20 protein-coding genes are annotated in these 19,654 nt (G+C 63.9%); 19 read left to right on the top strand and 1 reads right to left on the bottom strand.

What is annotated here, in order from left to right; all coding sequences use genetic code 11:
- Positions 1-124 precede the first annotated feature (124 nt).
- The 3 genes from J2S71_RS02825 (at position 125) to J2S71_RS02815 (ending at position 3,454) form a co-directional block, all read left to right on the top strand.
- Positions 125-2,635, top strand: a complete 2,511-nt coding sequence (locus J2S71_RS02825) for a phosphoketolase family protein (protein ID WP_307388636.1) — start codon at positions 125-127, stop codon at positions 2,633-2,635.
- Between the two features lie 182 nt (positions 2,636-2,817).
- On the top strand, positions 2,818-3,003 hold the full coding sequence (locus tag J2S71_RS02820) for a PTS sugar transporter subunit IIA (RefSeq protein ID WP_051332867.1): 186 nt from the start codon (positions 2,818-2,820) through the stop codon (positions 3,001-3,003).
- Positions 3,004-3,148: 145 nt separating this feature from the next.
- Positions 3,149-3,454: a PTS sugar transporter subunit IIB gene (locus J2S71_RS02815; RefSeq protein ID WP_021725129.1), complete on the top strand. Its 306-nt coding sequence runs from the start codon at positions 3,149-3,151 to the stop codon at positions 3,452-3,454.
- Between the two features lie 68 nt (positions 3,455-3,522).
- Here J2S71_RS02815 and J2S71_RS02810 read toward each other — a convergent pair whose 3' ends face one another.
- Complete coding sequence (locus J2S71_RS02810; RefSeq protein ID WP_307388633.1) at positions 3,523-4,296, bottom strand: DeoR/GlpR family DNA-binding transcription regulator; 774 nt, start codon at positions 4,294-4,296, stop codon at positions 3,523-3,525.
- 297 nt (positions 4,297-4,593) lie between these two features.
- On the opposite strand from J2S71_RS02810, the gene J2S71_RS02805 reads away from it, so the two are divergent.
- The 16 genes from J2S71_RS02805 to ftsX all read left to right on the top strand — a co-directional run bounded on the left by J2S71_RS02805 (position 4,594) and on the right by ftsX (position 19,570).
- Positions 4,594-5,058, top strand: a complete 465-nt coding sequence (locus J2S71_RS02805) for a PTS sugar transporter subunit IIA (RefSeq protein WP_021725141.1) — start codon at positions 4,594-4,596, stop codon at positions 5,056-5,058.
- A gap of 34 nt (positions 5,059-5,092) precedes the next feature.
- Positions 5,093-6,742 carry a PTS sugar transporter subunit IIC gene (locus J2S71_RS02800; RefSeq protein WP_307388632.1) on the top strand — a complete coding sequence of 550 codons (1,650 nt, stop codon included), beginning with the start codon at positions 5,093-5,095 and terminating at the stop codon, positions 6,740-6,742.
- Positions 6,743-6,862: 120 nt separating this feature from the next.
- Positions 6,863-7,174 (top strand): PTS sugar transporter subunit IIB, encoded by a 312-nt coding sequence (locus J2S71_RS02795; protein WP_040650826.1) that lies wholly within the window; start codon positions 6,863-6,865, stop codon positions 7,172-7,174.
- 29 nt (positions 7,175-7,203) lie between these two features.
- Positions 7,204-8,262 carry a hypothetical protein gene (locus J2S71_RS02790; protein WP_307388629.1) on the top strand — a complete coding sequence of 353 codons (1,059 nt, stop codon included), beginning with the start codon at positions 7,204-7,206 and terminating at the stop codon, positions 8,260-8,262.
- Between the two features lie 72 nt (positions 8,263-8,334).
- The gene (ulaG, locus tag J2S71_RS02785; RefSeq protein WP_307388627.1) at positions 8,335-9,453 is read left to right on the top strand and encodes an L-ascorbate 6-phosphate lactonase; all 1,119 of its coding nucleotides are present in this window, start codon (positions 8,335-8,337) and stop codon (positions 9,451-9,453) included.
- Between the two features lie 12 nt (positions 9,454-9,465).
- The gene (locus J2S71_RS02780) at positions 9,466-10,179 is read left to right on the top strand and encodes an L-ribulose-5-phosphate 4-epimerase (protein ID WP_307388626.1); all 714 of its coding nucleotides are present in this window, start codon (positions 9,466-9,468) and stop codon (positions 10,177-10,179) included.
- 95 nt (positions 10,180-10,274) lie between these two features.
- A complete protein-coding gene (locus J2S71_RS02775; protein WP_307388624.1) occupies positions 10,275-11,135 on the top strand; it encodes an L-ribulose-5-phosphate 3-epimerase in 861 nt (286 codons plus the stop codon).
- A gap of 52 nt (positions 11,136-11,187) precedes the next feature.
- Positions 11,188-11,871 (top strand): transaldolase family protein, encoded by a 684-nt coding sequence (locus tag J2S71_RS02770; RefSeq protein ID WP_307388622.1) that lies wholly within the window; start codon positions 11,188-11,190, stop codon positions 11,869-11,871.
- Positions 11,872-11,911: 40 nt separating this feature from the next.
- The gene (locus J2S71_RS02765) at positions 11,912-12,733 is read left to right on the top strand and encodes a transketolase (RefSeq protein ID WP_307388620.1); all 822 of its coding nucleotides are present in this window, start codon (positions 11,912-11,914) and stop codon (positions 12,731-12,733) included.
- Positions 12,734-12,735: 2 nt separating this feature from the next.
- On the top strand, positions 12,736-13,674 hold the full coding sequence (locus J2S71_RS02760) for a transketolase family protein (protein WP_307388618.1): 939 nt from the start codon (positions 12,736-12,738) through the stop codon (positions 13,672-13,674).
- A gap of 399 nt (positions 13,675-14,073) precedes the next feature.
- Positions 14,074-15,051, top strand: coding sequence for a helix-turn-helix domain-containing protein (locus tag J2S71_RS02755; RefSeq protein ID WP_307388617.1), 978 nt, complete (start codon positions 14,074-14,076; stop codon positions 15,049-15,051).
- 24 nt (positions 15,052-15,075) lie between these two features.
- Complete coding sequence (locus tag J2S71_RS02750) at positions 15,076-15,810, top strand: ABC transporter ATP-binding protein (RefSeq protein WP_307388616.1); 735 nt, start codon at positions 15,076-15,078, stop codon at positions 15,808-15,810.
- Positions 15,810-16,547 (top strand): hypothetical protein, encoded by a 738-nt coding sequence (locus J2S71_RS02745; RefSeq protein WP_307388613.1) that lies wholly within the window; start codon positions 15,810-15,812, stop codon positions 16,545-16,547. Before J2S71_RS02750 ends, J2S71_RS02745 begins: the two co-directional genes overlap by 1 nt.
- Positions 16,547-17,350, top strand: coding sequence for a hypothetical protein (locus tag J2S71_RS02740; protein ID WP_307388612.1), 804 nt, complete (start codon positions 16,547-16,549; stop codon positions 17,348-17,350). Before J2S71_RS02745 ends, J2S71_RS02740 begins: the two co-directional genes overlap by 1 nt.
- A gap of 218 nt (positions 17,351-17,568) precedes the next feature.
- Positions 17,569-18,660, top strand: coding sequence for a cell division ATP-binding protein FtsE (ftsE, locus tag J2S71_RS02735; RefSeq protein ID WP_307388610.1), 1,092 nt, complete (start codon positions 17,569-17,571; stop codon positions 18,658-18,660).
- On the top strand, positions 18,647-19,570 hold the full coding sequence (gene ftsX, locus J2S71_RS02730) for a permease-like cell division protein FtsX (protein WP_040650755.1): 924 nt from the start codon (positions 18,647-18,649) through the stop codon (positions 19,568-19,570). The genes ftsE and ftsX overlap by 14 nt, the downstream gene beginning before the upstream one ends.
- The last annotated feature ends 84 nt before the right edge of the window (positions 19,571-19,654 follow it).

The following is a 19,654-nucleotide window of genomic DNA, read 5'->3' as shown; positions in this document are numbered from 1 at the left end:
ATTAAAGTGTATTGACGTACACATTGGAAAGACGCTTCCGTCTGTCCGCATGCGCCACCTTCGACCAAGAAGGCATTTCTGGGTACCAGCATGGGGCCGGTGCCCACGGTGATAGGAGAGAGGCATGGCAGAAGACTTGGGTACCCCTTGGAGGAAGGTCGACGCCCCCGTTCCCGAGGAGGAGGTCGCCTGGGTCGACAGGTACTGGCGCGCGGCCAACTACCTGTCGATTGGGCAGATCTACCTGCGGAGCAACCCGCTCATGCGCGATGACTTCACGGATGAGGGGACAGGCCAGGTACGGCCCTTCGGTCGCGAGGACGTGAAGCACCGCCTCGTGGGGCACTGGGGCACCACGCCCGGCATCAACTTCCTGATGGGCCATGTCAACCGCTTCATCCACGACCATGGCCAGAGCGTCGTGTTCTTCATGGGGCCGGGGCATGGTGGGCCGGCGGGTACCAGCCAGGCGCTGCTTGACGGCACCTACCGCGAGCGCTACCCCAAGATCACGGATGATGAGGCTGGCCTCCAGAGGTTCTTCCGCCGCTTCTCCTACCCCGGCGGCATCCCCAGCCACTTTGCCCCCGAGACCCCTGGGTCCATCCACGAGGGTGGCGAGCTGGGCTACACCCTGAGTCACGCCTATGGCGCCGTGCTCAACAACCCCGACCTCCTGGCGTTTGCCGTCGTGGGCGATGGCGAGGCCGAGACGGGCCCGCTTGCGACGTCCTGGCAGACCAACAAGCTCGTGAACCCGCTCACCGATGGCATCGTCCTGCCCGTCCTGCACCTCAACGGCTACAAGATCGCCAACCCCACGATCCTCGCGCGCATCTCCGACGAGGAGCGCAACGAGTTCTTCCGCGGCATGGGCTACCACCCCTATACCTTCGTGGCGGGCTTCGATGACGAGCCGCAGCTCTCGATCCACCGTCGCTTTGCCGCCCTGCTCGAGTGGGTCTTCGATGAGATCTGCGACATCAAGCGCTACGCGCTTGCCGGCAACGCCGAGCGCCCGGCCTACCCCATGATCGTCTTCAAGACGCCCAAGGGCTGGACGTGCCCCACGTACATCGACGGCAAGAAGACGCAGGGGAGCTGGCGCGCCCACCAGGTGCCGCTGGTCTCGGCCAAGGACACGCACGAGCACTTCCGCGTGCTGCGCAGCTGGCTCAGGTCATACGGGCCCGAGGAGCTCTGGGACGAGGGCGGGTCCCTGCGCCCCGAGGTCACGGAGTTCATGCCCCAGGGGGGCCTGCGCCTGGGGGCCAACCCCAACGCCAATGGGGGCCTGCTGCGCCATGACCTCACGTTGCCCGACATCCACGACTACGAGATCCCCGTCGACGAGAGGGGTCATGGCTATGGCACCACGGAGGCCACGCGCGTCTTTGGCGACTACACGCGCGACGTCATGAAGCTCAACCTCACCAAGTTCCGCGTCTTCGGTCCCGACGAGACGGCCTCCAACCGCCTGCAGTCCGTGTATCACCTCACGGACAAGCAATGGGACGCGGGCTTTGGCGCCGACCCCGAGAACGACTCCTACCTCTCCGCCTCGGGCTCCGTCATCGAGCAGCTCTCCGAGCATCAGTGCGAGGGCCTGCTGGAGGGCTTCGTGCTCACGGGGCGCCATGGCGTGTGGAGCTCCTACGAGTCGTTCATCCATGTGATCGACTCCATGGTCAACCAGCATGCCAAGTGGCTCGAGGCCACCGTGCGCCACATCCCCTGGCGCGCCCCCATCGCCGGCCTCAACATCCTGCTCACGAGCCATGTCTGGCGCCAGGACCACAACGGCTTCTCCCACCAGGATCCCGGCTTCGTCGACCTGCTGCTCAACAAGAACTTCCACAACGACCACGTGGTCAACATCTACTACCCCTGCGACGCCAACATGCTGCTCGTGTGCGGCCAGGCGGCCTACCAGTCGACCAACTGCATCAATGCCATCTTCGCGGGCAAGCAGCCGGCACCCACGTTCCTCTCGATAGGCGAGGCGGAGGAGGAGTTCAGGGAGGGTGTGGCCGAGTGGGAGTGGGCCGGCAGCGTCACGGCCGGCGAGACGCCCGACATCGTGCTCGCCTGCTGCGGCGACGTGCCCACGCTCGAGCTGCTCGCGGCGTCCGACGCCCTCCAGGACCTGGGGATCAAGGTCAGGTTCGTCAACGTGGTCAAGCCGCTCGCCATCCAGAACGCCGCCGAGAACGACCAGGCCGTGAGTGACCAGCGCTTCAGGGAGCTGTTCGGCACAGGCGTGCCCGTGCTCTTCGCCTTCCATGCCTACGCGCACACGATCCATGGCCTGATCTATGACCGTCCCGGCCACGACGACTTCCATGTGCACGGCTATAGGGAGGAGGGCTCCACGACCACGCCCTTCGACATGCTGCGGCTCAACGAGATGGATCGCTGGGCGCTCGCCGCGCACGCCTTGGAGCTGGTGGACGGCGAGAGGTATGCCAAGCGGATCGCCGACTGGCTCGCCTTCCGCGACGAGGCGTTCCAGTTCGCGGTGGACCACGGCTACGACCACCCACGGTTCACCGAGTGGGTGTGGCGCGACGTCGTGGGACAGCAGGACAACTCCGCGGCCGCGATGTCATCCACGGGCGGCGACAACGACGAGTAGGTGACGCCGGCGTGACGCCCCCTCCGGGATGCCGGATGGGGCTGCCAGAGGGGGGCGCATATGGCATCCGACCTCTTGAGGCCCAGCCACGTCCAGCTGGCGGTATTCGCCAGGGACTGGCGCGATGCCGTGCGCCGGTCATTCGCCCCCTCCGCGTCGCAGAGGAGGTCAGCCAAGGCTACGTGGATGACGTCATCGCTGGTGTCGAGGAGCAGGGGCCCTACATCGTCATCACGCCGCGCGTGGCGATTCCCCATGCGCGGTCCGAGTGCGGTGCCCATGGGGAGGCCATCGGCATCACCACACTCGACGGGCCCGTGGCCTTCGGTAGCACGGACAACGATCCGGTGCGCTATCTTTTCCCTTGAGCGCCCCAACGTCCGTGGGGAATCTGGAGGTACTCTCCTCACTCGTGGAGCTGCTCTCACATCCCAGCTTCCTCGCCGCGCTTGACGAGGCGGAAAGCGCACACGACGTCGTGGACGCCGTCCGCGACATGGAAAGGAGCCACCAGTGTCTTCCAACACGTATCAGGCGCTCGTCTGCTGCAGGGCGGGCGTCGCATCCTCCCAGATGCTCAAGATAAAGTGCGACCAGGTCATCAGCGAGGAGGGCTACCCGATCGAGACGCGTACGGGCACCATCGCCGACATCGACTCCTTCGCTGGCGACCTCGTCATCACCATGAGCGACCTCGCCGAGGACCTTGAGGCCCACGCAGGCGTCGCGCATGCCCTGGGCATCCGCGACATCGTGAACAAGCAGGAGATCAAGGATAAGCTCCAGAGTTTCCTGGAGGCCGTGGGCGCCGACCAGTAGCGCGCCCACCCTCCCGTGACACCTGCGGGGCGGCCGGGGGGGGACGTCCCGCAGGTGCTCCCATACGCCTAGACGCCCTCACCGCAGGCGTAGCGTGCCTCGCGTACGCCTGCGGCCTCGAGGCGCGCCATCTCGTCCGCATCGGCGCTGCCATCGGTGACGAGCACGTCCACCTGCTCTGGATTGCCATACCTGAAGCTGGAGTTCACGCCGATCTTGGTGCCGTCCGCTACGATGATGCGCCTGTCGGAGTGCTCGAGCATGAGCGAGTTGATGCTCGTCTCGTGCGACACCAGGGTCGTGAGCCCGCGCTTCGCCGAAAGTCCCGAACACCCCAGGATGGCCTTGGCCGCATTGACGCGATTGATGCTCGCAAGGGCAAACTCACCCGACATCGACCACTTGGGCTGGCGGATCTCGCCGCCCGTGAGGATGATCGAGACGGAGGCGGGGGAGGAGAGCTGCAGCGCCCGCCCATTGTTGGTGACGACGGTCACGTTCTGGGCCGTGATGTGCTCGATGGCCAACAGCGCCGTGGAGCTCGTGTTGATGAAGACGGTGTCGCCATCCTCGATGAGACCCGCCGCATATTCGGCGATGCTGCGCTTGGCGAGGATGGCGGTCGAGCTGATGGGGCTGCCCAGCGGGTCAACCAGCTCGGCGTAGCCATGCGTGCGGCGCACGAGGCGCTTCGACCCCAGGAAGTCGAGGTCGCGACGCATGGTAAGCGGGGAGACGCCAAAGCGTTCGGCAAGTTCGGAGACCTTGACCCTACCGTTGCCGCTGAGGAAGTCCAGGATCTCTGCATGTCGACCGTCAACGAGGCTTGTGCGGGAGGACATTGTTCGCTTCTCTCGTTCCGTGGCCATTCACCTGTAAAAGCATACCATTCGGCCTCGGAGCCAAAACATACGACTTTGAACGTTCATTCTCGAATGCGGTGCGCCTTTCCCTGCCCTTCCTGGTGCAGGAGGCTAAATAGTAACGAACGAATATAATAATAGTTCTAAACGTACTTTTTGAACAGACGAATAGAAAACAATTTGCAACCATTTCGCACACTTATCTTATCATAGCAGCAGGAGGGAACGCAAGGTTCCGTGGCTGCCCTTTTGAACGCAGCGGGGGAGGTGAACGAAATGCTACTGAGCCAACTGTACGAGCTGAGGCACTACAACCTCGTTGATGGACCCCTCACATGGCGCGACGCGCTCCGCGAGGGCATCAAGCCCCTGGTTGCGGATGGCTCCGTCGAGGAGGTGTATGCGGACTGCCTCATCAGGAACGTCGAGAAGCACGGTCCGTACATCGTGCTGATTCCGGGTGTCGCGATGCCGCATGCGGTCGAGGGCGCCGTGGGCACCAACCGCGAGGCCATCAGCTTCATGCGCGTCAAGCAGCCGGTGCACTTTGGGGCCAAGGACGACCCCGATACCACGGCACAGATCTTCTTCACACTCAGCGACGTCGATGCCGCCTCGCATCTCACGAACATGCAGCACCTTGCGGCCGTCATGTCCAACGAGGAGGTCGTCGAGAAGCTCTCCAAGATCGAGAGCCCTGAGGAGCTGCTCGAGATCGACAAACTTGTGGGAGACGAGTGATCATCTCCCCCATCTCATTCTGTAAGGAGAGGATATGGACGTTCTGATGTCTGTGGTCACGTGGTTCTCCAGTACCATCCTGTCACAGCCTGCCTGGATCATCGGCCTCATCGTGGTCATCGGGTATGCGCTGCTTGGGAAGAGCTGGTATGAGGTCCTGGCGGGCTTCATCAAGGCCTCCGTCGGCTACATGATCCTTTCGGTGGGTTCGGCCGGTCTGGTCAACTCGTTCAGGCCCATCACCGTTGGCCTCAGCCAGCGCTTTGGCCTGAGCGCCATGGTCATCGACCCGTACTTTGGCAACAATGCGGTCGACGCGGGCGTGAAGGCGGCGCAGGCCGGGGACTTCTCGCTTGCGAACGTGCAGTTCCTGCAGGGTGCCGACGTCTCTCAGTACATGCTGCTGCTGCTCTTTGCCTACATCCTGAACATCCTGCTGGTGGCCCTCAAGAGGCAGACCAAGCTGCGCGCCATCTTCACGACGGGCAACGTCCAGGTGCAACAGGCGGCGACCGCGCTCTGGCTCATCATGTTCTGCTTCCCCAACCTCATGAGCGTCCCCGCGCTCGTCGTCATGACCATCCTGCTGGGCCTGTACTGGGCGGTCGGCTCCAACCTCACGATCGGCCCGACCCAGGAGCTTACCGAGGGTGCCGGCTTCGCCATTGGCCACCAGCAGATGTTCGGCATATTCTTTGCTTCCAAGTTTGCGGGATGGCTGGGCCGCCGCGACGCCGCCAGGCGCGAGCGCCTCGAGAAGGCCGGCGCCTCAAGGAAGCCCTCCGCCTTTGACAGGAAGCTCGAGGACATCGAGCTGCCGGGCTGGCTCTCGATCTTCAACGAGAACATGGTCTCCACGGCGCTGTTGATGACGTTCTTCTTCGGCATCATCCTCATCGTCATCGGCCCCGACTTCCTGATCAGGCTCTCTGATGCCGCCCAGACGGACAAGGCCTACCTGCTGACGGGTAGCGCCGCTCTCAAGCCAGGCCAGGACTTCGTCTTCTACATCCTGTACAACTGCTTCCAGTTCGCCGTGTACCTGACGATCCTCCAGCTCGGCGTCCGCACGTTCGTCGCCGAGCTGACCGTGTCCTTCCAGGGCATCTCCACCAAGCTCCTCAAGGGCTCCGTGCCTGGCGTCGACTGCGCCGTCACCTTTGGCTTCGGCAGCACCAATGCGGTCACCCTCGGCTTCATGGCCGGTGCCGTGGGCCAGTTCATCGCCATCGGCGCCCTGCTCGTCATGCACAGCCCCGTCGTGGTGGTCGCAGGCTTCATCCCCCTGTTCTTCGATAACGCCGTCCTCGGCGTGTACGCCAACAACAAGGGCGGCCTCAAGGCGTGCCTGATCGCGCCGTTCATCTGTGGCCTGCTGCAGGTCTTTGGCTCCGCGGCCATCGCGTCCTGGGTTCAGATGTACGCCTTCGGTGGCTACCTTGGCATGTTCGACTGGGCGACCATCTGGCCTGTCTTCACGGTCATCATGAGGTACCTCGGCTGGATCGGCGTCGCCGTCGTCGCCCTCATCCTCATCGTCATCCCGCAGCTCCAGTACAGGGCTGCCCCCAAGGACGAGAACGGCGACAGCACCTACTTCCTCGAGGTCGAGGATTACGACAGGTATTGCGAGTATCGTGATGCTGCCGAGAGGAAGGCCATAGACGCGGCCGCCGCCAAGTAGGGGTGGGGTGCGTCTGACTGTCTGTGAGATGTGGGGCCGGCTCACCTCGCCGGGCGTCGGCCCCATAGCGTAGGAGAGCGGGCGGCGGCGCGGTCGCCGCCCCCAAGGAAAGGACGAATGATGGCAGCAAAGATTCTGTGTGCGTGCGCCAACGGCTCCGGCACCTCGCTCATGATGCAGCTCACCATAGAGCGCGTCGCCAAGAAGCTGGGCATGGACGTCTCCGAGGTCCATCACTGTGCGCTTGCCGAGGGCACCTCCACGGCGACGCAGTATGACGTCGCATGCTTCCCCCGCAACTTCGAGAACATGTTCAAGTCTGCGGCGGACTCCGGCAAGGTCATCTGCATCCCCCTGAAGAACGTCCTGTCCGATAAGGAGATCGAGGAGAGGTTCGTCGAGGCCGGGCTGGACAAGAAGTTCTCAAAGTAGCACGAGCCCTGAGGGAGACATGAGGCACCATGAAGTACACCAAGAAGGTCATAGCGGCCGACATGGCCAAGCCGTATGCGATCGGCATGCTCCATGGCGACGACTTCGACGGCTTCGTCGTCGCGACCGAGAAGGAGGGCCCCATCAGGCGCTTCAGGCTCGACGGGACCGCCGAGGGGGACGTCTGCGACGGCCCCGGTGGCGTCATGACGGTCATGCAGGCCCCCGGCCGCAGCGACCAGCTCATGGCCACCTACAAGTTCTTCTCTCCCAACTTCGGGGCCGATGACGCGAAGATCGTCACCTACACGCGCCAGGCGGACGGCCCCTGGAGGCGCTCCGTCCTCTGCGACCTGCCCTACGTGCACCGCTTTGGCGTGCTCAAGGGGGCGGACGGACAGGACTGGCTCGTCGCGTGCACCATCAAGTCGGCCTGTCGCGCGTTCAGGGACGACTGGAAGGCGCCTGGGGCGGTGTACATCGCCAGGCTGCCCGAGAGGCTCGAGCAGTTCGACGAGACGCATCAGCTCAAGCTCACCCGCCTGGCCGGGTGCCAGCTTCAGAACCACGGCTTCTACACCGCGCCGAACGCGTCCTTTGCCCTCGTGGGCACCGCCGCCGGCGTCTTCCGCTACGTGCCTCCCGCACGGGACGGTGCCGGCTGGCAGATAACCTGCCTGATCATGGATCCCACGAGTGACATGACGCCGGTCGACCTCGACGGCGACGGACGGGACGAGATCGTGACCATCTCACGCTTCCATGGGGACACGCTCTCCGTGTGGCACGAGACCGAGCACGAGGGCCAGTACGAGAAGGTGTGGGAGGACCCCCAGAGGCGCGGCTTCCTGCATGCCATCTGGGCGGGCGAGCTCACCGGTAGCCCGTGTGCCGTCATGGGCAACCGCAGGGGCGGCCGCGACCTGCTGCGCGTCTACTGGGAGGACGGGGCGTACGGGGTCGAGGTCATCGACCACGACTGCGGGCCCGCGAACGTCTGGGTCTTCGAGGAGGGCGGATCGAGCCACATCATCTCCGCCAACCGCGAGACCGACGAGGTCGCGCTCTACACGGTGCTCGCGAAGTAGCATCACGCGCGCGGTACCACGGCCCCGCCCCTGGGCGGGGTATCGACAGCTCACCAACCAAGGGAGGTTCGAATGTCTGCGATCGACGAGGTCACCCGTGAGGGGTGGATCATGAGCACGTTCCCCGAGTGGGGGACATGGCTCAACGAGGACATCGAGAACTGCACGGTGCCCAAGGGCAACGTCAAGATGTGGTGGCTCGGCTGCACCGGCATGTGGGTCAAGACGCCCGGCGACGCCAACATCACCATCGACCTGTGGACCGGCAATGGGAAGCGCACCCACGGCAACGGCCTCATGAAGGTCGGCCATCAGATGGCCAACATGGCCGGCGTCCGGGCCATGCAACCCAACCTGCGCAACATCCCCTACGTCTTCGACCCCTTCGCGTTCACCCATGTGGATGCCGTCCTGGCGACGCACTATCACCAGGACCATATGTCCAAGGAGTGGGCCGCCCACGTCATCCAGTCGGGCATGACCACCACCGACGAGAGCGGCAACGAGATTCCCGTGCCCCTCATCGGTCCCGAGAAGTCCGCCGACTTCTGGCGCGCGTGGGGCGTGCCCGAGGATCGCATCCGCGTCGTCAAGCCCGGCGACACGTTCAAGATCAAGGACATGACCATCGTCTGCATGGACTCCTTCGATCGTACCTGCATCGTCACCACCGACTCCACCGGCCCCGACCGCGAGGACCTGGCGGGCACGTGCCCGACCGACATGGACGAGAAGGCCGTCAACTACCTCCTCGTGACCCCGGGCGGCAACATCTACCACAGCGGCGACTCCCACTACTCCATCTACTTCGCCAAGCACGGCAAGGACGTCATGAGGGAGTACGGCGGCGTCGACGTGTGCTTTGGCTCCTATGGCTGCAACCCCGTGGGCATCCAGGACAAGATGGAGGCCACCGACATCCTGCGCATGGCGGAGGCCCTGCAGGCCAAGGTCGTCATTCCCATCCACTGGGACGTCTGGACCAACTTCATGGCCGACCAGCGCGAGATCGAGGTCCTGTACCAGATGCGCAAGAACCGTCTGGGCTACACCTTCCACCCCTACTACTGGCAGCCGGGCGGGGACTACACCTACCCGCTGGACAAGGACAAGAGGGAGTACATGTACGATCGTGGCTTCCATGACTGCTTCGACCACGAGCCTAACGTCCCGTTCCGTTCGGTTCTCTAAGGGGTGACGCACATGATGCTCAAGGAACTTCGCGAGAGGGCCTACGAGGCCAACATGGATCTGCCCAAGCATGGGCTGGTGGTCTTCACCTGGGGCAACGCCTCTGCGGTCGATCGCGACAAGGGCCTCTTCGTCATTAAGCCGTCCGGCGTCGACTACGGGGAGCTCGCTCCCGAGAACATGGTCGTCTGTGACCTCGACGGCACGGTGGTGGAGGGTGACCTCAACCCGTCGTCGGACACGCCCACCCATGCGTACCTGTACAGGGCTTGGGACTCGATCGGCGGCATCGTCCATACCCACTCGGCGGCCGCCGTCGCATGGGCACAGGCCGGCCGTTCCATCCCCTGCTATGGGACCACGCAGGCCGACTACTTCTACGGCGAGGTCCCCTGCATGCGGGGGCTCACCCAGGAGGAGATCGAGGAAGCCTACGAGCTCGATACGGGCAAGGTCATCGTCGAGGGCTTTGCGGATGCGGATCCGGTGGCCCAGCCCGGCTGCCTCGTGCGCAACCACGGCCCCTTCTCGTGGGGCAAGGATGCGGCACAGGCCGTGTACCATGCCGTGGTGATCGAGGAGGTGGCAAAGATGGCCCGCGACACCGAGCTGCTCTGTGGCGCCGCCGACAAGCCTGCCGCTGACGCCCTTGCCCCACAGTACCTGCTTGACAAGCACTACCTCCGCAAGCATGGGCCCCATGCCTACTACGGGCAGGGGAAGTAGCAGACCATCCTGCCGCTCTCTGTCGAAACCGAGCGAGGACGCAGGCGCTGGCCTTTCCAGACGAGACCAGCACCCTGCATTCGGGAGGAGCGTATATGAGCAAAGCGTACGAGCTGGGGCTCTATGAGAAGGCGACGCCTTCGGACCTCACCTGGGAGGAGCGTCTGCGCCTTGCCGCAGACAGCGGCTTTGACTACATGGAGATCTCGGTGGACGAGTCCGATGCCCGCCAGGCCCGGCTGGACTGGACGGCCCGTGAGCGCGCGGACGTCGTCCAGGCCATGCGCAACGCGGGCGTGCCCCTGGGATCCCTGTGCCTCTCGGGACATCGCAAGTGGCCCCTTGGCGCCAAGGACCCCAAGAAGCGCGCATATGGCCTCGTCATGATGGACAAGGCGCTTGAACTGGCGTGTGACCTCGGCCTGCACATCATCCAGCTCGCCGGCTATGACGCCTACTACGAGGAGGACGCCTGGGACGGCTCCGAGGGGTGCTTCCGGGAGAACCTGGCCAAGGCCTGCGAGATGGCCGCCAAGGCGGGCGTGGTCATGGGCTTCGAGACCATGGAGACCCCGTTCATGGACACGGTCGAGAAGGCCATGAGGTACGTCAGCGAGATCGACAGCCCCTTCCTGGGCGTCTATCCCGACGTGGGCAACCTCACCAACGCGTCGCTGCTCTACGGCAGGCCCGTCGCCGACGACATCGCGACGGGCGCGGGGCACATCTTTGCGGCCCACATGAAGGCGACCAGGGCCGGCCAGTACCGTGACATGCTGTTTGGCGAGGGCACGACGGACTACGAGGGTGCCCTGACCCAACTCGTGCCCCAGGGGGTCCGTCGCTATGTGTGCGAAATGTGGTATCTGGGCTCCGCGAGCTGGAAGGATGACGTTGCCCACGCATCCGTGTTCGTTCGCGGGAAGATCGAGGAGGCGCTTGGGCGTCTCGGCTAACGTCAAGGTATCGCGTGTCCGCGCACGAGCGGACATCTGGAAAGGAGCCATCATGAAGTTCTTCATCGACACCGCCGACCTCGACGAGATCAGGGAGGCCGAGGGCTGGGGCGTCCTCGCCGGCGTCACCACCAACCCGAGCCTCTACGCCAAGACCGGTGGCAGGCTCGCCGACTTCGAGGGCCACATGGTCAGGATCTGCGAGGTCTGCGAGGGCCTGCCCGTCTCCGCCGAGTCCCAGGCCAAGACCATCGAGGACATGGTCGCCGACGCCCGTCGCCTCTCCAAGCTCGCCCCCAACATCGTCGTGAAGCTCCCCATCTGCGAGGAGGCCCTCACCGCCTGCCACACCGTGGCCGCCGAGGGCATCCGCGTCAACATGACGCTCGTCTTCTCGCCCACGCAGGCGCTGCTCGCGGCCAACGCCGGCGCCCGCTACGTCAGCCCCTTCGTCGGCCGCTTCGACGACATTGCCGAGGACGGCATCGGGCAGCTCGCCAGCGTCGTACGGGCCGTCAAGAACTACGACTGGGCGGGGAGGAACGTCGACGGCCGGGTGGAGATCATCACGGCGTCCGTCCGCACCCCCAACCACATCACCCAGGCCGCCCTCCTCGGCGCCGACATCGCCACGGTGCCCCTTGCCGCGCTCAGGAAGGCCGTGAGGCACCCGCTCACCGACCAGGGCCGTGCCAGCTTCGACAGGGACTGGCAGAAGGTCCTCGACGCCCAGTAGGCGATCCGCCCGCTTCCGCGAGAAAGGAACGAGTCCTCCCATGGACAACGCAGAGATCAAGAGGCATGCGAACGAGATCCGCAAGGGCATCATCGCAGGTACCCACGCGGCCAGGTCAGGCCACCCCGGTGGCTCGCTCTCTGCGGCGGATGTCCTCGCATACCTGTACTTCGAGGAGATGCATGTCGATCCCGGCAACCCGCACGACCCCGGCCGCGACCGCTTCGTCCTGTCAAAGGGCCACTGCGCGCCCGGGCTGTACGCCACGCTTGCCGAGCGGGGCTTCTTCCCCAAGGAGGACCTCCTGACGCTGCGACACGTGGGCTCATACCTGCAGGGCCATCCCAACATGCACGACACGCCCGGGGTGGACATGAGCACGGGCTCACTGGGCCAGGGAGTCTCGACGGCCGTGGGCATGGCACTGGCCGCCAAGCACTGGGGTGACGCCTACCGCGTCTATAGCCTGCTGGGCGACGGGGAGATCGAGGAGGGGCAGGTGTGGGAGGCGGCCATGTTCGCCGGCAACCACCAGCTGGACAACCTCTGCCTCATCGTGGACAACAACAACCTCCAGATAGATGGCACCATCGAGGAGGTCAACTCCGCCCAGCCCATCGCGGACAAGTTCCGCGCGTTCAGGTTCCATGTGGTCGAGGTGGCCGACGGCAGTGACCCCGGCCAGCTGCGACCCGCCTTCCAGGAGGCGCGCTCGACCAAGGGCGCCCCCACCTGCATCGTGATGCGCACGGTCAAGGGCAAGGGAGTCTCGTTCATGGAGGATCAGGTGGGCTGGCATGGCAAGGCCCCCAACGACGACGAGTTCGCCCAGGCGATGGCCGAGCTCTCGAAGGAGGCCTAGTGATGGCAGACGCACAGAGGATGGCCACCCGCGAGAGCTACGGCAACGCCCTCGTCGAGCTGGGCCACGAGCACGACGACTTCGTGGTGCTCGATGCCGATCTCGCCGCCGCGACCAAGACGGGCATGTTCAAGAGGGCCTTCCCTGACCGCTTCTTCGACGTGGGCATAGCGGAGCAGAACCTCATGGGCATCGCCGCGGGCATCGCCGCGACGGGGCACAGGGTGTTCGCCAGTACGTTCGCCATGTTTGCCGCCGGCCGTGCCTTCGAGCAGGTGCGCAACTCCATCGGCTATTCCCACCTGCACGTGGTCATCGGCGCCACGCACGCGGGAATCTCCGTGGGCGAGGACGGCGCCACGCACCAGTGCAACGAGGACATCGCCCTCATGCGCGCCATCCCGGGCATGACGGTGGTCGTGCCGTCCGACGACGCGGAGGCGCGGGCCGCCGTCAGGGCCGCCTATGAGGCGGACGGTCCTGTGTACCTCCGCCTCGGCCGCCTTGCCGCACCACGGCTCCATGGGGCCGGCTACCGCTTCGAGCTGGGTCGCGGCGTCGTGGAGCGTGCGGGGACGGACGTCACCATCGTGGCCTGCGGGCTCATGGTCTCCGCGGCGCTGGAGGCGGCCGAGGCGCTCGCCACCCAGGGCGTGAGCGCCGAGGTGCTCAACCTCCACACCGTCAAGCCCCTGGACGAGGGCCTCGTGGTCGCCTCGGCCGCGAGGACCGGTCGGGTCGTCACGGTGGAGGAGCACTCCGTGATCGGCGGGCTGGGCGACGCCGTGTGCGCGGCCCTCGCCGAGGCACGGCCCGTACCCGTGAGGAAGCTGGGCATCCAGGACGTCTTCGGCGAGTCCGGCCCCGCGTTGGAGCTCCTGGCCAAGTATGGCCTGGACGCGGCGGGCATCCAGCATGCCGTCGAGGAGTTCGTGCGATAGGCAGCTCTTTCTGCTAGAAGGTCCAGTTCGACCAGCCCTGGAAGGTTGCTCCGGGGCTGGCCGAACCCTCATTGTGTCCACCGTGCGGGCGAGTCCTCGACAGGTGCGTCAGAACAACCTGACGCATGGCCACGAGTCTGCCGTCCATGTGCTGGATGGCGCATCACCGTGGGCTGTGGGAACGCCCCCGTTCGGATGGCTGCCCCTTGAATCCGTACGTGAACTCATTCACGACCCCACTTGTCTGTCTCCCAGACGCACGCTGGGGTGGCCTATCCTTGAGATAACGACAGCCGGGTGATGGGGTCACCCGGCTGTATGCCCTCCTGGCACAGTCAAACGATGTGCGCACCGGAATGGTTATGATAAAGAATGCCTGGTAAACGGCAGTGACAACCGATGGTTGTCACTGCCGGGAGCAAAAAAGCAACCCATGGTTGGTTGCGGGAGTGGCTCAAGAGGCCAAGACTCATCAGGGAGATGGACGGGAGCATGTCTGACCACATTGGAGAGGCCAGAAGAGACCGTGGCACAACGGGCTTAGAGAGGGATATGGGCGCGATAGGGGACAATATCCAAGCGAGAAGGGCCGTGCGAGGACTGAGCCAGGCCGCGCTTGCCGAGGAGCTCGGCATCAGTCGCCAGTCCGTCGCCAAGTGGGAGTCGGGCAAGAGTCGCCCCGACCTGGAGAGGATGGCTCGCCTGTGCGACCTGTTTGGCTGCACGATGGACGAGCTGGTATATGGCAGCGCCTCCGCGACTTTTCGGCCAAGGTGTCTTGAGCCCCCTCCCGACGTGCCTGCTGGTGATGGAGAGGCGGGTTCGTCTGAGTGGGGGAGCATCGAGGACACGAGTTACCAAGGCACGGCGGCCCGTGCCTATGAGCGCTATGCCACAAGGCGTTGCCTGCTTCTGGCGTCTGGATGTGCGGTGCCCGTTCTGGGCCTTGGCGTGGCCTTCCTGTGCGTTGGACTTGGCGTCTCCAGGGCGCTCGCGTTCGTGCTGTGGATGCTGACGGTGGCCGCCGCTGGGCTGCTGCTTCGCATGGCACATCTCGAGCGCCATGAAATGATGGAATCCCATGGTCAGATTGCTGAGTTCCATACCTTGGAGCAAAGGCATGAGGCACATATTGGCCAGACGATCACCTACTCAATTTCCTTTGTTATGTTCTGCGCGGCATTCGTATGCTCGTATGTGGGTGATTGGATGCCAAGCCTCTGGTGGCCACTTTCGGGACTGACTTGGATTCTCTTGGCGGTTTCAGTCTTTCTGGGAGTGGCGTCATACCAGCGAGGACGGCTCATGTCGACGCAGCACTACAACAAGGCCGTGCGGAGTGAGGTGCAAGAGTATTCGCATGACGAGGGCAAGTAGACTCATGGCACAGGAGGGGCATTCATGGGCGAGCTGGTTCTTGAGGTGAGAGACGTCTCGAAGCGCTTCCGCGACATCCAGGCGCTCGACCATGTGAACCTTAGCCTTGAGCATGGGAAGGTCTATGGTCTCATCGGCCGGAACGGTGCGGGCAAGACCACGCTCATGCGCATCATATGTGGCATGTCCCATCCCACATCGGGGTGCATATCCATATTTGGGCAAACCGGCGAGAGCGAGCTCTGTCGATGTCGCGCGAGGATGGGGTGCCTCATCGAGGGTCCGGCCGTGTACGCACGGCTGACGGTCATTGAGAACATGACCATGCGGGCGCTGCAGAAGGGCTGCTATGACAGGGACGAGATTCTCCGATGCCTCGAGCTGGTTGGCCTTTCCAACGTCCGCGACAGGCGCGCGCGTCACCTCTCCCTGGGCACCCGCCAGCGACTGGGCATAGCCCTGGCCCTCGTGGGCAACCCGCGCCTGCTCATTCTCGACGAACCCACCAATGGCCTTGACCCGGTTGGTATGACGGACGTGCGTACCTTGCTACGCACACTCTGTGACCAGCAAGGAGTGACCCTGCTCGTCTCCAGCCACATACTCTCCGAACTGCACCAACTGGCGGATGACTTCGTGCTCATGGACGGCGGCAGGGTGCTGGAGGAGCACACCCACGATGAGCTTACGCAGATGTGTGGTTCCCGCGAATCCCTGGAGGACTATTTCCTGTCTCGAGTCACGGGGGTGCGGGGCTGATGGGCGTCGTGGGGCGCCTGGCGAGGGCGGAACTGTATAGGGTTGTCCACGAGGGACAGTTCCTGTTCGTGCTCGCGACCATCGTGGCCCTCTTCCAGTTCATGTATATGGGGGGAGACTACTACTCTCTCAAGGGTTTTGATGCCTTGGTCAAAGCAACGGTTGCTGTGAGGGTGGGCTGCGTCGTCCTGGTCGTTGCGCTGTCTGGCGGCTCCTCTCTCGCGCAAGACTTTGAGCATCGGACCTTCCAGTCCTATGTCGTCAGCGGGGCCTCGCGCTCCCAGATGCTCCTCGCCAAGCTCGTCGTGCTCTACCTGGCGGAGCTCGTTCTCACGCTGGCCTTTCCCGTAGCCTATGCGTTGCTCTGCTGCCTACTCAATGGCGGGTGGGGTTCGGTTGGGTGGGGTGGCAGGCAGTTTGACGCCTCCTCCTTTCTGCCCTATGCGTTGGCGGTTGTGTCGTCGGTGCTCGCGTGTGCCTCGGTGTCGGGGCTTGTCGCGGTCCTCACGGGGCGGGTGAGGGCCACCCTGGCCTGCGTTGGCGGAATAATCGGGACTCAGTGGCTATTGTCCATGGGGGGTCTCGTGGCTACGCCCGCCCTGTCGTGGCTACCCCTCATGGCACTTGATTGGGCCAGTTCGGGACAGGTGCCCGAGACCCTCTCATGCCTTGTCGGCGTCGTGTGGCTGTGCGCCTGCATGGCGGGATCCATGGCTGCCGTGAAGAGGCGAGAGTGATGTACGACCCACGCCTGGTGTCTGATGAGAGGAGATGGTGTCACGGAGGGTGTGGGCGCTCACTGTTTTTTTGGAGGGATGTCATGAGCACATGGGGCCGCATTGCGGTCAAAGAGTACGGATTGTCTCTCCTTGTCTGTGCGGTGTCGTCGATGGCCGTTGGCGTCATTGCGGCCATACGCCTTCCACAGACCGTTGGGTCGCCCATGGTGTCCGGTCTTGCCTCGGGTATTGGCATCGTTCCTGTCTCCGTCGGAGTGTTGATGTCCACGGCATGCGTAAGCGATCGTTTCTCAACCAGAATAATTGGATCGGCGGTTTGTGCCGGACGCAGCCGAGCCAACATATATGCTTCGCTGGTACTCGTGAGCGCCGTATTTGTCTTCGAGTCGATTGCCCTCTGTGTGCTTGGTTGTCGCGTCTGCGAGAGCGTGATGGGCCCTTACAATGAGACCATAGGGTCTGGATGGGACATCTTTGGTGACATCCTGGCTTGTGCCATTCCGCTTGCGGTTTTCGTTTTCCTTGTCGTCTTCATCGCGTTGCTCGCACAAGAGCCTGCCAAGGCAACTATCACCATGATAATGGTGCTCTTCTCTCTTGTCGCGATCATGATGACGCTCGTGCAGGGGGGAGCTTCGTGTCCTCTGGCCATGGCACATCCAATAGTGTTCATGAGGCGGCTCTCTGAGCGCAGCTTGTCCTATGCAGACGTAGCTTTGGGCGAGGGGTTCGCTGCGTCTTGGGTCGCCTCTCTGCTAGGGGGGTCCTGGCTTGTCCTTCGCGGATGCGAGCTGAGTTAGGGGCAATCGAAGGGCCTGGGGGATAGTCATGCGCGGGCAGGCCTTCTCGTGTCTGGGTGCCGCGACATCGGCAGGATGGGTGAACCCGACTTCCCCAGGAGCAAGGGCCGATCCTGGGGGCATTCTGTGGTTGACGTGCAGGCCGTAGAGCCTTACAGCTGCTTTGATACAATAAGAATCGTATCTGTCAGTTTTCGCTACGGAGAAAAGGAGCACGTGTGGCTAACCACTTTCGCAGCAGCGAGCGACAGGGGGACGAGAAGCCAAGCCAGCAGGCAGAGGCTCGACAGCAGGACGAGGAGCCGAGCCAGCAGGATGAGGCCACCTCCAAGGCCGATGCCGTCGACGTGTCGGATGCAGAGGTAGAGGCCGCCATGGCCGACCTCCCCTCTGCGGCGAGGTGGAAGGCGAGCTCTGCTGCCGACAGGCCGAGCACCGCGGACGAGCCCGTGGACGCAACGTCCACCCAGGATGAGGAATCAGACGCCGACGGCACCGACCTTGCCGTTGCCGACGATTCGGATGACATCACGGCACAGCCTGGTTTCACGAGCGTCTTTGCGCCTTTGGCCAACAGTGACGCGCCTGCGGTGGATCGCAGCGGCACCCCCACCATTTCGCTCAGAAACGTAACACACATCTACCCAGCCCAGCCCAACAAGCCCGCGCTCGAGGACGTGAGCCTCGACATCTACCCCGGCGAGTTCGTCTTCGTCGTCGGTCACTCGGGTTCCGGCAAGTCCACCTTCCTCAGGCTGCTCACGCGCGAGCTGCGCGCGACCAGCGGCAAGGTGATGGTGGCGGGCCAGGAGCTCACACGACTCCGCAACCGCAAGGTTCCCTATCTGCGTCGTCAGATCGGTACCGTCTATCAGGACTTCAAGCTCCTGCCAGACAAGACGGTCTACGAGAACGTGTCCTTCGCCCTCGAGTGCATCGGCAAGCCCCGCTCCGTCATCAAGGCCCAGGTGCCCGAGGTGCTACGCCTCGTGGGCCTGGCCGAGAAGATGGACAACTACCCAGACCAGCTCTCCGGCGGCGAGCAGCAGCGCGTCTCCGTTGCCCGTGCCATGGTCAACCGCCCGCCGCTTTTGGTGTGCGACGAGCCCACCGGCAACCTGGACCCTGCCATCTCCCTGGGCATCATGAAGCTCCTGGATCGCATCAACCGTACGGGCACCACCGTGGTCATGGCGACGCACGACCGCGAGATGGTCGACTCCATGCGCAAGCGCGTCATTGCCCTCGAGGCCGGCCACATCGTGCGTGACCAAGAGAGGGGAGGCTACGGCAACTATGGTGTTCTCTAACTTCGGCTACTCCATGCGCGAAGCGGGGCGTCATTTCCACCGCAACTGGTCGACCGTCCTGGGTGCCATCGTCACCATCTTCCTGTCCCTGTTCGTGATCGGCCTGTTCTCCCTCGCGTCCGTCATCCTGGCCCGCCAGGTGAGCGACGTGGAGGATCAGGTGACCATCCAGGCCTTCCTCTCCGATGACGCCTCGCAGGCGGACATCGATGCCCTGAGGGAGAAGATCTCGGGATGGGACAATGTGCAGAGCGTCGATTTCAAGAGCAAGGACCAGGCGCTCGAGAGCTATCGCCAGAAGATGGGCGACCAGACGGTCGACGGCGTCGTGAGCGCCCTCGACGGCAACAATCCCCTACCGGCGTCGCTGGTCATCAGTCTCTCCAATCCCAACCAGGTGGAGGGTGTCGCCAACCAGCTTGCGGAGGATGCCGATTTCCAGCAGATCGCCGACAAGGCCGACGTGACGCAGTCCATCCAGTACAGCCGCGACACGGTCAAGAAGCTCCTCAACCTCACGTCCTTCGTGCGTGTGGGCACCGTGGTGCTCGTCGTGCTACTCGCCTTCATCGCGTTCGTGTTCATCAACAACACGATTCGCCTTGCCATCTCGGCACGCCGTCGCGAGATTGCCATCATGCGTCTGGTGGGCGCCTCCAACGGCTTCATACGCGGTCCCTTCCTGGCCGAGGGCATGCTCGAGGCTATCATCGGAGCGGTGCTTTCCATCATCGTGCTTCAGGTGGGCGTGAGCGTCTTCCTGCCACGCCTGCAGGAGAGCCTCTCGTTCCTCTCCTTCGAGATCCCCATCCTCACGCTTGTCGGGACGTACGTTGCCCTGCTTGTGGTGGGCTTGGTGCTGGGCCTGTTTGGCTCGGCCATCGCCATGAGGCGCTATCTCAAGGTATAGGGATCCTCACAGGGCAGGGAAGGGGGCGGCGCAGTTCACGGCTGCGCCGCCCCCTTGGTCAGGGCCGCACATCCCACGGGGATG

The organism is Olsenella profusa DSM 13989 (assembly GCF_030811115.1).
Taxonomy (GTDB): Bacteria; Actinomycetota; Coriobacteriia; order Coriobacteriales; family Atopobiaceae; genus Olsenella_F; species Olsenella_F profusa.
The sequence above is the reverse complement of the archived record's forward strand: the minus strand, read 5'-3'. Positions and strand labels throughout refer to the sequence as shown.